Raw genomic sequence first — 12,609 nt, 5'->3', positions numbered from 1 at the left:
ACAAGGCAAAAACCTAAAAGTTCTCAAAAAACCAATTCTGGTTAATCGGCTTTTATGTTCCACAACAATGATTTGTCATCTTGAACTAATCATGAATTGTATCCTGATAGTTCCAGCTAAAGTCGCTTTAGTAGCGATAGTCTGGCTGTTCCCGATCTAGCTTACGTTTGAGTGCTTGCCAAGGTAGCCACCCCTTTGTGGCATCTGTACTATATTGCGCTCGTGTCCGGGCAACCACCTCTGGCGGCGGTATAAATAATGCTGCACCTGAAGCTTGGGCTGCCAATTGAATTCGACAAGCTTGATTGAGATACCACATCCAGTAAAACGCCTCGGCCACAGTTCGTCCAACTGTTAGGAGTCCGTGATTACAAAGGATCATACAGGGCTTGTCACCCAAATCACGCACCAGCCGATCCCGTTCTGAGAGGTTGTCATCTGCGGCAATCCCTTCAAAGAGGTGTCGGGCAACACGCCCATCTAGCTCCATCATAGATTGATGTAGGGGTAGTAAACCCTCTTGTTGCGTGGCAATTGCCATTCCTTCTAGGGTGTGTGTGTGCATCACACATTGCACATCCGAACGACCTATATGAATTGCTGAGTGGATGACAAATCCTGCTGGATTTACTGGCCAGGTAGTTTCTTGCAAGGGTTCACCAGCCGCATCAACGATAACTAGACTACTAGCTGTAACCTCTTCAAATAACAAGCCATAAGGATTTACTAAAAAACGATGTCCTTCACCAGGTAAACGGACGGAAAGATGGGTTAATACCAAATCAGTCATACCGTACATTGCCATGAGTCGGTAAGCTGCGGCAAGGTCTTCACGTAGTTCCTGTTCTGAAGGTATTCGGTTGGGATCAGGGCAACGGGGTGGATTGGGTAAAGTCATGGTAGATTGGTGATCTAAATAAAATATTCGCAATTCGCAAGATTTCCTCAATTTTTATGATTGGTTTTTTCTTCTACCTTTCCTGATCCAATGCTTAATTTAGCTATATATATACCCATTAAAACAAGTAAAAAAGCGAAAAAATTAAGAATACTTAACTTTTCTGCAAAAATTAAAAAGGCAAATAAAGCTGTGAGCAAAGGTTCTAGAAGCATTAATAAAGTGACAAAACCCGAAGAAAATTGTTTAAGATTATGAGTGAGTAATCCTTGTCCGATAATTTGACACAGAACTGCTAAACAAATTACTGCCAACCAGGTTTCCCAGGAATTTGGAAATAATTGTGTTTTACTAGTTAATGCAATGAGGAAAGTAAAACATCCACTTAATGGGCAAGTCAGCAATAATATAGTGGATGCTGAAAATTTGGAGCGTAATTTTTCCCTGGCTAAATAATTTAAAGCATAAAAAACGGCAGATAGGAGAGCTAAAGAGTCACCATAAAGAGAGTTAAATCCAGTTTGAAAATCTCCACCACTGATGATAGCTATCCCAACAATTGCTAACGCCATCCCTAATAAAAACTTATAGTCAAAACTTTGACCTAAGAACAACCAACCTCCTAATACTGCAAAGATAGGAGTGACATTATGAAGCAAATTAGAATTGGCAACGCTAGTTTGAGTTAATGACAAAGCCCAAAGAAAAATAGCAGATGTCCCTAACATTGATGATAAAACAACAATTCCCCAGTCTTGTAACTCAATGACTGGATTAGGTACAGATGAATTGTTGATTTTAGATCGAATTACCTGCCAAACAAATAAAACTATTGTAGCTATATAATAGCGATTGAAAATAGTTGCTGACGGACTCAGTTCATTTTCTGCCAGCCGAGTGAAAATTGCCGCAAAAGATAAAATGAAAACTCCCAATAATAATGATAAGAAAGCCAATGGTAATGTGTTGTTTTGACTGGGTTTCAATGCTGGACTAGATTCTGATACCATAAATTTTGCTGCTAGATACTTTTTTATGTCAAAGATTATAGGTTAATTAAGTAGTTGTGTAAAATAAATTTTATGTTTAGGAGAGGAAATAGAGAGTAGTTAGCAGAGGGAGCATCCCAATTTTGCAAAGAGATAGGGAGAGGGCAGAAATATTCGCGAGTTTGCATCGCGAATAAAGAGGGGGACTGTACATCAACACAAAAATTCGCGACAATTGATTTGTGTTCCATCCCTAGTAGAAAGGCCAATGACCCCAGAAGAAAAAAAAGAATTAGGCTCTGACAGCAAAAATAAGGTGTAGATGTCTAGATTGCATTGTGCTGTCGAGGGTTTAGTAATTTCTCTCATTCTCCCATACCCATTACTAGACGACCCTTATTTATCAATGCACTATTTTGTTATTCTGTCAATGCGTAAGTCCTAGAGAAATATCGCGTCTGGCTAAGGCGTGCAAGTCTACTAAGGGATAACCGCTCCCATGTCCCCGTTGAAGTAGAAAGTAAAGTCTAGCTTTGTCTAGGTTTTATATAGCAGACAGCTAAACGTCGAAAAAATATCACCACGCTCTAAGATTAAACGCGGTGAATCTGGAAACCTGTGTAAACAGGATATTATATCTGAGACTGTCAAACTTCTGAGTTGTTCTCGGTTAAACGTTGTTGTTTAAGGTTTTGTAATTGCTCTAACAAAGAATCTACTTCTGCTTGGAGGTGTTGAAGTTTCGCGTGTTGGTCTTCTTGATAATAAGACTTGGTGACATCGCTAACCCAGAGAGTCTGGGAGGGACGTTCGGAAACACTAGATGAACAAGTAGGCATTGTTAAATAAATTTCCTAAATTGACTCACACCATCTATATAAACATCATAATAACGTTAAGTTAAGATTAGTTAAACACTTGTATATATTTAATCATATAAACTCATACTTGGCTAGTGTATTTATAAGTGAAGGTAATGTTATCCCCTGAGTTACACACAGAATTCATGGCTGGGAAGGCAGAGTACTGTGATCACAAAGGAGGATTTCACATAAAATAAAAATCATCAGTGAGACGTTGGCACTCAATGTGGATAATATTCTTATAGAATGAAAAATCTAGAAAATAGCACCTCAAAAGGAGAAATTAAGTTTTTCCCTTGCCAATGGAGGGCTTACCCATCCCCAATCCTTAGTTAAAAACTTTTAAAACCTGTGACTGTGAGTTTGTCTGTTGTTAAATCTACTCGCCAACCTTGGCCCGGACTGATAGAAGCCTATCGCGAATATTTACCTGTAAGCGAGAAAACGCCGGTTGTTACCTTACTAGAGGGTAATACTCCCTTGATTCCAGTACCGGCCATCGCCGAACGCATTGGCAGACAGGTAAAAGTATTTGTCAAATACGATGGTCTTAACCCCACTGGTAGCTTCAAAGATCGGGGGATGACTATGGCAATCAGCAAGGCTAAGGAAGCTGGGGCTAAGGCAGTAATTTGTGCTAGTACAGGGAACACCTCAGCGGCGGCGGCAGCTTATGCTAAACGTGGCGGGATGAAGCCTTTTGTGTTGATACCCGATGGCTATGTAGCCTTGGGTAAGTTAGCACAGGCTTTGTTATACGGTGCGGAAGTTTTAGCAATTAAAGGGAATTTTGACCGCGCCCTGGAAATTGTGCGGGAAATGTCGGAAAGCTATCCCATTACTTTAGTTAATTCGGTGAATCCCTACCGTTTGGAAGGACAAAAAACCGGAGCATTTGAAGTGGTAGATGCTTTGGGTAATGCTCCAGACTGGTTGTGTATCCCAGTGGGTAATGCGGGAAATATCACAGCATATTGGATGGGTTTTTGTCAATATCACCAAGGCGGAAAATGCGATCGCCTACCGCGGATGATGGGATTCCAAGCCGCAGGGGCTGCTCCCCTGGTGAATGGGCATCCTGTCACCCATCCCGAAACCATCGCCACAGCTATACGTATTGGTAACCCTGCTAGTTGGGATAAAGCCATGGCTGCCCAATCTGCTAGTCAAGGTAGTTTTAAAGCCGTTAGCGATGAGGAAATTCTCGATGCTTATAGACTTTTAGCATCATCAGAAGGTATTTTCTGTGAACCCGCCAGCGCTGCATCTGTAGCCGGTTTGTTGCAGGTTAAAGACCAAGTTCCCACAGGGGCGACAGTGGTTTGTGTCCTCACCGGGAATGGTTTAAAAGACCCAGATACAGCTATTAAACACAGTCACAGCCAATTTAAACAAGGCATTGATGCTGAAGTAGGGGCAGTAGCCCAAGCAATGGGATTTTAATTATTTGGTATCAGCTGACTGTCAGTGGGGGCTACACCAACTTTTTCTTGGACAGGTAGCCCCTAAATTCATGTATGGCGGATTTTGGTTATGTGGTGAAGATTTTCTGTTAAAGTTTTTTACCTAGTTAGAATTTTATGAACCAAAAGAGGGATAAATAAGAATAGTCTTATCTAAGTGATTCCTCCCCTTAGTTCTTCTATGACTTATTGCCTCAGAATTGCCGATATTCCCACTAATGAGCGTCCACGCGAGCGTTTAATGAGCCACGGTGCTAAAACTTTGGCTACAGCTGAGTTAATTGCAATTCTTTTAGGTACTGGTCAGGGACCGGGAAAACTTTCGGCTGTAGGATTAGGACAATATATATTACAAGAACTAAGTAAACATCAACGTGACCCCCTAGCAGTTCTGCGAGAGATTAACCCAGCGGAATTAATGCAAATTCCTGGTATTGGCCCAGCCAAAGCCACCACTATCTTAGCGGCAATTGAATTGGGGAAACGTACCTTTCAATTTCGCCCATCAGACAGTACACCCATTGATAACCCCGTTGTGGCTGCGGCTGCACTTAGTCAAGATTTAATGTGGCAAACACAAGAACGTTTTGCAGTGTTGCTGTTAGATGTGAAAAATCGGTTATTGGGAACCCAAGTAATTACTATTGGTACCGCCACGGAAACCTTAGCATCCCCGCGAGAAATTTTCCGAGAAGTCATTCGTCAAGGTGCAACCCGGGCAATTATTGCTCATAATCATCCTTCAGGTAATGTGGAACCTAGCCCAGAAGATATAGAATTAACCCGTCAATTATTAGCAGGGGCGCGGCTTTTAGGCATTCCATTATTAGATCACTTGATTTTAGGTAATGGTAATCACCAAAGTTTACGTGAAATTACGACACTGTGGAATGAATACCCCCAAGGTGATTAATAGAAAATGGGAGTGACTGTTATTGCCACTCCTAGAGCCACGGATCAAGAAACTTGAAGATATTACTTACTGTTCCCCTTGCTACCATTCCCATTCCGCATTAGCACACGTTCAGCAAGTTTATCTGGTACTTCCTGGAAATGGTCATGTTCCCAGTGGAAAAACCCAACACCCAGGGTGAGCGATCGCAACTCTATAATAAAGTTTTGCATCTCAGCTTGGGGCAAGTATGCAGATACATGATCCCAGTTTTGCCAATCATCTTTGCCCTCATATCCTAAAATCTGCCCTCTTCTACCACTCAATAATTGCAGTACCTTAGAGGTAAATTCGCTCGGTGTTGTCACTCGCACCCGCAGAATCGGTTCTAGCAGAGTCGGTTTAGCCTGGGGTACTCCCGTTTGCATTGCCAATCGTGCAGCCTGTTTAAAAGCTTGTTCAGAACTATCAACGCTGTGATAAGAACCATTAGTGAGAGTGACAGCCACATCTACCATGGGAAACCCCAAAGGCCCATGTGTTAAAAACTCCCGCACACCCATTTCTACACCAGGAATATACTGTTTAGGAACTACACCCCCAACTATAGTTTCATCGAAGTTAAAACCTTTTCCCCGTGCTAGGGGTTTGATATCCAGGAAAACATCACCAAATTGGCCGTGACCACCACTTTGATGCTTGTAGCGTCCATGAACCGCAGCCACAGTTTTACTGATGGTTTCTTTATATGGTACTTGCGGCTGATGAGTTGTCATCGGTAAGTGATATTTGCGCCGCAGTCTGTCTAGGGCGACTTGTAAATGAATTTCACCTTGACCCCAGAGAATGACCTCATGAGTGTCCCCGTGTTGCTCCCAAGCCAAGGAAGGATCTTCTTCTAACAACTTGCTTAGGGAACTGCTGAGTTTTACTTCATCATTGTGTCTTTCCGGTGTAATCGCCAAAGCATAGACTGGCCTTAACTGTTCGGCTTTGGGTAATTCCTTCGCCGGGGTTTGTGTAGAAATTGTCTCTCCTGTGTTGATACCCTCTAAACGGCTCAAAGCGACAATTTCACCTGCACCGACTTGATTAACTAAATGCTGTTGTTGTCCCATGAGGCGGTAAATTCCCCCAGTCCGAACACCATTTAGGACAATACCATCAGTTAATTCACCTCGCCACACACGCACTAAGGAAAGTTTGCCACCTTGGGGGGTATAGTAAGTTTTTAATATCTGGGCTAAGGGGTGATTCCCTTTGATATTTCTTAAACGACGTTCTGCTGTGGTTTCTGATTCCGGCGCTTCTCGTTGTAGTGCTTCTAACAGAGGTCTGACACCATAATCTTTTTCTGCTATACCAAAGAACACCGGAACTACCAAATCCGCCCCTAATTCTAGTTTTAAGTCTTGAATAATTTCTTCTTCGGGTGGTTCAATGTCTTCTAAAAGTTCTTCGAGTAGGTGGTCGTCAAAATTCGCCAAAGCTTCGAGCATTTCCGACCGGGCGATTTGTTCTTCTGCTTTTAAATTTTCAGGAAAAGGAATCAAATCAGCAGGTGCGCCTGGGTGATATTGATACGCTTGTTCACTCACCATGTCGATAAATCCGGTGAGTTGCTCCCCTTGCATGATTGGGTATTGGTGAGCTACCAGAGGACGACTAGAAACTGCTTTGAGTGCGTGTAATGTTTCTAAAACGTGAATATTTGCCCTATCCATTTTATTCACAAACACCAGATGGGGAATTTCCCAATCATCCAGGAATTTAAATAAGGGCGCTAGGGTCAGAACCCGTTCGCTGATGGGTTCACAAACGACAATTGCCGCGTCAACTCCTATTAAAGTATTGTAGGTTTCTTGGGCAAATTCTACCGAACCCGGACAATCAATAAAGGTAAAACGAGTGTCTTTAAACTCTGTACTGGCGGCGGTGACTTCCACACTCATATGGCGATCGCGCGATTCTGGCGCACTATCCCCCACCGTGTTACCATCCTTCACATTACCCGGGCGCGAAATTGCCCCACTGACAAATAATAAGCTTTCTAGTAGTGTGGTTTTTCCACTTAAATAAGGTCCAACAATTGCAACGTTCCGCGAACCCGATTTTACTTTTTCGTTCATAAAACCCCTCTTGCGGTAAGTCAGTCTTACCTGCATGATTCTTGTTCAGGAGTATCAAATACTTTTCTGCCAGAAAAATAATTCCTTCCTTAACTTGTCATTATCCTGCCTTTAACCACAATTGCCAGAAATTGTATTTTATCGTAAGGTTGACCTTGATTTTTTTTAAGATAAAAATAACTTTAATATACAATATTAAAGATTTGTAAATATTTGATAATTACCGACCCTTTTTATAGCATTTGTTAGGCTGTTATACTACTTGTATGCACCAAGATACAAATGATTTTCTATTATTATTCACAGTATTTACCCAGGGTAGGCAGGAGTTATACTGAGCATGTGGATAGCTTGCGTCGCCTAGCCATAGTATGCCCAACCGAGAAGATTTGTGACATTAAAATGTGACTTGATTTATTTGAAAAGTGGTGTATACATACAGCTAAAATTGGGGTGTGAACCTCTTTGAGACGTATCTTTTTGTACCCTTATAGATAGATGAATCATTCCTTGAGCATGAGTAAAAATCAAATAGTCACCTCAAGGAGAATCAATCTATGACTACAGGTAACGGTCAATCTCAACAACCCATTAGCAACCTAGAGTATGACTTCCTCACCGTGCTGCATAATAAAGCTGAAGCAGTCAAGGCTTATGACTGCTACATCAAAGATGCACAGGAAATGAACTCTCAGCCCTGTGTAGAATTATTTCAAAAGTTGCGACAGTTGGAAATAGAACAAACCCAAGAAGTTCGCCACCATTTGCAACAAGTGATGCAGCACGGCAAGATGTAATAACAGATGTAATAAAGCCTTTTTCCGGCTCATGAAGTACACACCAATTCCCTATTCCCTATTCCCTATTCCCTGTTCCCTGTTCCCTCAAACTAAAAAAAATTGTACCTCACGAGCATGGGAAATGCTATAACATTGCAAATACAAAACTCTATTGACAATCCCCGCTCTAAAGAAACGGGGATTGTTGATCTGTGAATAATTTCCTACTACTTAGCATCTTAGTAAAAAAAAGCGGGTACTCGACCCGCCAGCAGAGAAATATAAAATTCAACTATCAATCGGTACTTAGAGGGAAATTTCTGGCGCGCGCAAAGAAATCTCTGATGCTTCTTTCTCCTGTGCTAAAGTCGGTACAGAATGACGTAATCTTGTCGTTAACTGTACTGTTGTCGCATCATACATCTGGGTCAGTAACTTAGGATAAAACCCAATACCAATAATTGGCACTAACAAACAAGCAATGATAAACACTTCCCTGGGTTCAGCATCTATTAGAGCTTGGTGGGAAACTAACTCTTCGTTTTCTTGACCATAGAAAATTTCCCGTAACATAGACAGCAAATAAATTGGAGTTAAAATTACCCCCACAGCCATCAGGAACACCACGATAACTTTAAAAGTGGAGCTATAAGCATCACTGGTGGCAAAACCCACAAACACCATTAATTCAGCCACGAAACCGCTCATTCCTGGTAATGCTAAAGAAGCCATGGAACAAGTGGTAAACATAGCAAAAATCTTTTTCATCCTCTTACCCACACCACCCATTTCATCTAACATCAGGGTGTGTGTCCGGTCATAAGTTGCGCCCACAAGGAAGAACAAACTCGCCCCAATTAACCCGTGGGAAACCATTTGTAAAACCGCCCCACTCAGTCCCAAATCGGTAAAGGAAGCAATACCAATGAGGACAAAACCCATGTGAGAAATTGAAGAGTAGGCAATTTTCCGCTTCAGGTTGCGCTGGGCGAAAGATGTTAGGGCGGCGTAGATGATATTAACCACCCCCAAAACCACCAACACAGGGGCAAAATAAGCGTGAGCATCGGGGAGCATTTGGGCATTCATGCGAATTAAGGCATAACCGCCCATTTTCAGCAGAATACCTGCTAATAACATATGTACCGGCGCTGTAGCTTCACCGTGGGCATCTGGTAGCCAAGTATGTAAGGGAATAATTGGCAACTTGACAGCGTAGGCAATGAGAAACCCAGCATAAAGTAAAAGCTGGAAATTAAGAGCGAAATCCTTCAAATCCAGCGATCGCATATCGAAGGTGACGGTATCGCCGTAAAATCCCATTGTCAGGGCAGACAGCAAAATAAACAACGATCCACCAGCGGTGTATAAAATAAACTTAGTCGCTGCATATTGTCGCTTTTTGCCTCCCCAAATGGACAGCAGAAAGTAGATAGGTACGAGTTCCAGTTCCCACACCAAGAAAAATAACAGCATATCCTGAACAGCGAACACGGCGATTTGTCCGCCATACATCGCCAGAATCAAGAAATAAAAGAGCCTGGGCTTGAGGGTCACAGGCCAAGCTGCTAAAATTGCCAATGTAGTAATAAACCCAGTCAAAATAATCAGAGGCATAGACAAGCCATCTGCCCCTACTGACCAATTCAAATCAAGTTGAGGTAACCAGGGGTAACTCTCCACCATTTGCAAATCTGGATTCGAGAAGTCGTAACCAGTATAAAAAGCGTAAACAATTAGTGCAAAATCAATTAGTCCCACAATCAGGGAATACCAGCGCACTGTTTTGCCGTCTTTATCTGGGATGATGGGAATCAGTAGCGACGCGGCTATAGGTAACAAAATAATTGTCGTCAGCCACGGAAAATTAACTGTATTCATCGCAATTAATCTGCAAACAGAATCATGTTGGGCAAAAAGTCACTAGCTATTAACTAACAGCTTTTTGGCAGTTTTCCTTTCATTGTTAGGTTGATTTAATCAAATTGACAATCCCCCACCCTCCCGGATGACCTAAACCACATCTACAAAGCAGCCCTAACCGCCAGTCTGTATATTACAGGTAAACTCCCCGCCAATTGCCTCATAATGAGCAATTAAGGCATCTGTTGTCCATTAAATGACAAATTTAATGAAAATATTAAAATCACGTATTTTTAGATGATTATTGAGGTGTTAGTCAAATATTTGGACAAACCTCTTGATAAATAGTCACAATACCAAGCTAAAAATATAGTCAAATATTTTTAGTAACTATATGACTTGTAGTCAAAAATCTTGTCATCTTTTGCAATGCAACTCTCTGCGCCTAGTGCGCCTGGTGCGTGAAACAAAAAATCATGTAGGGGCGGACAGCAGTCCACCCCTGTAACAACTAGGTGATACCAAAGAAAATCACTAAACCCAAAACTGCCCCAAAGATAATTAAGGCGTAGAATTGAGCGCGACCATTTTCCAGGTACTTCAGACCTTCACCACTAACGAGGGTGAAAAAGCCGGTAAGATTAACAGCACCATCAACAACGCGGAAGTCAACTTCCATCACTTGTCGAGCTAGACGACGTAGTCCCAGAACAAAGACACGATGGTAAATGTCATCAAAGTACCACTTATTCAGGGATAGCTCATAAAGAGATTTGATTTGAGAAGCGATCGCAGCCGGGTCAATTTTACCCCACAAATACATTAGCGAAGCCAAGGTAATGCCGATTAAAGAAATACCTACAGAAGCCCCCGCCATGATGTAAAACTCCGTCGGGTTAAACTCAGCGGCTTTTTCCAGAACTTCGGTGATGGTTTCGCTAGGGGGAAAAATAAACTCCTCAAAGTAGTTAGCGTAGGGTGTCCCCACCAGACCTATCAGAATCGAAGGTATAGCCAACACAGCCAGAGGTAAAGTCATCGTCCACGGTGATTCATGAGGAGTACTGCTGTGATGTCCGTGGGAGTCATGGGCTGCCAATTCTCCTTGTTTCATCGCCCCTGGTCCAAAATTAGGCGCTAGTGCAGCCGAATCTAATTCCTGGACTATGGGGGTGGCAGCTTTTTTCAGCTTATCCTTAATTTTCTGGTCGTTACCGCGGAATTTGCCTTCAAATGTCATGAAGTACATTCTAAACATATAGAAGGCGGTAATACCGGCAGTTAACCAGCCAATTAACCACAGAAGTGGACTAGCTTCAAAGGCGTTACCGAGAATTTCATCTTTTGACCAGAAACCAGCAAAAGGTGGAACCCCAGAAATTGCCAAGCAACCAATCAAGAAGGTAATACCTGTGACGGGCATATACTTTCGCATTCCTCCCATCAAGCGCATATCCTGGGCTAAGGCTGGGTCATGACCGACAACCCCTTCCATACCGTGAATCACCGAACCAGAACCTAGGAATAACATCGCCTTAAAGTAGGCGTGGGTCATGAGGTGGAACAAACCCGCACTGTATGAGCCTAATCCCATAGCCATCACCATGTAGCCTAATTGGGAGATGGTGGAATAAGCCAGACCCTTTTTGATGTCATTTTGAGTTATGGCAATACTGGCACCCAAAAACGCCGTAAATGCCCCGGTAAAGGCAATGACGTTCATGGCCGCTGGGACATGCTCAAATACTGGGTACATCCGGGCAATCAGGAACACACCGGCTGCTACCATGGTGGCAGCGTGGATGAGCGCTGAAATGGGGGTTCGTCCTTCCATGGCATCTGGGAGCCAGACGTGGAGGGGAAATTGGGCGGACTTTGCCACGGCCGTAAGAAGACTAAGATCGCCAACAGGATGGCGAGAAAATTGCTTACAGAACCGGTTTCTACGAGTTGGCCTAGGCGATCGCCCATGACCCCAAAATCAAAGCTTCCCGTAGCCCAGAATAGTCCGAGAATGCCCAATAGTAAGCCAAAGTCTCCCACGCGGTTAGTCACAAATGCTTTTTGACAAGCATCTGCTGCTGCTTTGCGATCGTACCAAAAGCCTACCAGCAGGTAAGAACACATCCCCACTAGTTCCCAGAAGATATAAATCTGCACCAGGTTGGGACTAACTACTAGACCCAACATAGAGGAACCGAACAGGCTGAGATAGGCGTAAAACCTTACGTATCCAGGGTCATGAGCCATATAGCCATCGGTGTAAACCATGACTAATAAAGCTACTGTGGTGACAATCACCAGCATCAGGGCTGTTAGGTGGTCGATAGTGTAGCCCATACTCAAGTGAAAATTACCGGCTGCTGCCCATTCTAGGGTACGCAGGTAAGGCGCGTGTCCTTGAATTTGGCTCCACAGCAAGGCCAAGGAGAACGCCATTGCTGCTCCCATGAGGGAGATGATGACTACAGCGTTGATTTGCCGCAGGCGGTTTGTCACTTGATTTAAAGAAATTAACCCTAAACCAACCAGCATTGCTCCTAAAAGCGGAAATACTGGAATCAGCCAGGCATATTCATAGATTACTTCCATCACTGATGCTTACTTTTAGAATTCTAATTTGGGGGAACTGTTAATAATTGTGACACACACCCTTGAGGATAAAATACCCCACCCGAAGCTAATTGGGCCGGGTAATTAAGCATGGTTTTATATTTTATAAATTGGGTAGTA

At 42.9% G+C, this 12,609-nt stretch carries 8 protein-coding genes and 1 pseudogene; 3 read left to right on the top strand and 6 right to left on the bottom strand.

Annotation, left to right across the window (positions count from 1 at the left end):
• Positions 1–127: 127 nt before the first annotated feature.
• The 3 genes from AC6IZ0_RS11615 to AC6IZ0_RS11605 all read right to left on the bottom strand — a co-directional run bounded on the left by AC6IZ0_RS11615 (position 128) and on the right by AC6IZ0_RS11605 (position 2,726).
• A complete protein-coding gene (locus tag AC6IZ0_RS11615) occupies positions 128–898 on the bottom strand; it encodes a class II aldolase/adducin family protein (RefSeq protein WP_497723021.1) in 771 nt (256 codons plus the stop codon).
• Positions 899–945: 47 nt separating this feature from the next.
• Positions 946–1,908, bottom strand: a complete 963-nt coding sequence (locus AC6IZ0_RS11610; protein ID WP_497723019.1) for a DMT family transporter — start codon at positions 1,906–1,908, stop codon at positions 946–948.
• A 626-nt stretch (positions 1,909–2,534) separates the two neighbouring features.
• A complete protein-coding gene (locus AC6IZ0_RS11605) occupies positions 2,535–2,726 on the bottom strand; it encodes a hypothetical protein (protein WP_271734100.1) in 192 nt (63 codons plus the stop codon).
• Between the two features lie 375 nt (positions 2,727–3,101).
• Here AC6IZ0_RS11605 and thrC point away from each other — a divergent pair, with 375 nt between their 5' ends.
• Positions 3,102–4,193, top strand: a complete 1,092-nt coding sequence (thrC, locus tag AC6IZ0_RS11600) for a threonine synthase (RefSeq protein WP_497723018.1) — start codon at positions 3,102–3,104, stop codon at positions 4,191–4,193.
• 201 nt (positions 4,194–4,394) lie between these two features.
• Positions 4,395–5,126: a RadC family protein gene (radC, locus tag AC6IZ0_RS11595; protein ID WP_271760806.1), complete on the top strand. Its 732-nt coding sequence runs from the start codon at positions 4,395–4,397 to the stop codon at positions 5,124–5,126.
• Between the two features lie 62 nt (positions 5,127–5,188).
• On the opposite strand, the gene AC6IZ0_RS11590 is transcribed toward radC, so the two are convergent.
• A complete protein-coding gene (locus AC6IZ0_RS11590; protein WP_497723017.1) occupies positions 5,189–7,234 on the bottom strand; it encodes an elongation factor G in 2,046 nt (681 codons plus the stop codon).
• 557 nt (positions 7,235–7,791) lie between these two features.
• Here AC6IZ0_RS11590 and AC6IZ0_RS11585 point away from each other — a divergent pair.
• On the top strand, positions 7,792–8,031 hold the full coding sequence (locus AC6IZ0_RS11585; RefSeq protein WP_271734104.1) for a hypothetical protein: 240 nt from the start codon (positions 7,792–7,794) through the stop codon (positions 8,029–8,031).
• 288 nt (positions 8,032–8,319) lie between these two features.
• Here AC6IZ0_RS11585 and ndhD1 read toward each other — a convergent pair whose 3' ends face one another.
• Together ndhD1 and AC6IZ0_RS11575 are read right to left on the bottom strand one after the other, a co-directional pair.
• Positions 8,320–9,894: a photosynthetic/respiratory NAD(P)H-quinone oxidoreductase subunit D1 gene (gene ndhD1, locus AC6IZ0_RS11580; RefSeq protein WP_497723016.1), complete on the bottom strand. Its 1,575-nt coding sequence runs from the start codon at positions 9,892–9,894 to the stop codon at positions 8,320–8,322.
• Between the two features lie 493 nt (positions 9,895–10,387).
• Positions 10,388–12,468, bottom strand: a pseudogene (locus AC6IZ0_RS11575) (NAD(P)H-quinone oxidoreductase subunit 5).
• Positions 12,469–12,609 lie beyond the last annotated feature (141 nt).

It is taken from the genome of Anabaenopsis sp. NIES-4685 (assembly GCF_059725405.1).
This window is presented reverse-complemented; position numbering and strand designations above follow the sequence as displayed.

Coding starts and splice junctions, on each gene's coding strand:
- AC6IZ0_RS11615 (WP_497723021.1), bottom strand. CDS start 898: ATGACTTTACCCAATCCACCCCGTTGCCCTGATCCCAACCGAATACCT.
- AC6IZ0_RS11610 (WP_497723019.1), bottom strand. CDS start 1,908: ATGGTATCAGAATCTAGTCCAGCATTGAAACCCAGTCAAAACAACACA.
- AC6IZ0_RS11605 (WP_271734100.1), bottom strand. CDS start 2,726: ATGCCTACTTGTTCATCTAGTGTTTCCGAACGTCCCTCCCAGACTCTC.
- radC (WP_271760806.1), top strand. CDS start 4,395: ATGACTTATTGCCTCAGAATTGCCGATATTCCCACTAATGAGCGTCCA.
- AC6IZ0_RS11590 (WP_497723017.1), bottom strand. CDS start 7,234: ATGAACGAAAAAGTAAAATCGGGTTCGCGGAACGTTGCAATTGTTGGA.
- AC6IZ0_RS11585 (WP_271734104.1), top strand. CDS start 7,792: ATGACTACAGGTAACGGTCAATCTCAACAACCCATTAGCAACCTAGAG.
- ndhD1 (WP_497723016.1), bottom strand. CDS start 9,894: ATGAATACAGTTAATTTTCCGTGGCTGACGACAATTATTTTGTTACCT.